This is a genomic window from Crenalkalicoccus roseus (genome assembly GCF_004761865.1).
GTDB lineage: Bacteria > Pseudomonadota > Alphaproteobacteria > Acetobacterales > Acetobacteraceae > Crenalkalicoccus > Crenalkalicoccus roseus.
Genome location: NZ_SJDM01000093.1, coordinates 1456 through 2115, shown reverse-complemented (window position 1 = coordinate 2115; position 660 = coordinate 1456). Strand labels below are relative to the sequence as shown.

Sequence of the window (660 nt, the reverse complement as noted above, 5' to 3'; positions counted from 1 at the left end):
CTGCGCTTCGAGCGGCTGGTCTGGGACGAGGGCGAGCCGGAGACCGCACGCTATCTCTGCGAGGCCTGCGACGCGCCGATCGGCGAGCAGCACAAGGCGCAGATGCTGGCGGCGGGGGAATGGCGGGCCACCGCCACCGCGACGGACCCGCACGCTGTGGGTTTCCATGTCTCGGCGCTCTACTCGCCGCCTGGCTGGATGACGTGGGCCGAGATTGCGCGGCTCTGGCTTGCGGCGCAGGGCGACGACCGCGCCATCAAGACCTTTCGCAACACGGTGCTGGGCGAGACCTGGCAGGAGGCCGGCGAGGCGCCGGACTGGCAGCGGCTCTACGACCGCCGCGAGCACTGGCCCGCGGGCACCGTGCCGATGGGCGGGCTGCTGCTGACCGCCGGGGTGGACGTGCAGCGCGACCGCCTCGAGGCCAGCGTCTGGGCCTGGGGCGAGGACCGCCAGTCCTGGCTGGTCGAGCACCGCGTGCTGGCGGGGAACCCGTTCGAGGCGCAGGTCTGGGAGGAACTCCGGCTGCTGCTCGGCGAGAGCTGGCGGCATGAGAGCGGGCACCGCCTGCCCATCGCCATGGCGGCGATCGACAGCGGCGACGGCATGACGACGGCGGAGGTCTACAGCTTCGTGCGGCGGGCCGGCGCCGGCCGCGCC

The 660-nt window shown here is 73.6% G+C and carries 1 protein-coding gene (only partly in view); it reads left to right on the top strand.

Features of this window, described 5'->3' with window-relative positions; genetic code table 11:
* Positions 1–660, top strand: partial view of a terminase gpA endonuclease subunit gene (locus ET526_RS20955; RefSeq protein ID WP_456305133.1) — the 5' portion only. 474 nt of this gene lie beyond the right edge of the window; only the first 660 of its 1134 coding nucleotides appear in the window; its start codon is at positions 1–3; its stop codon lies beyond the right edge, outside the window.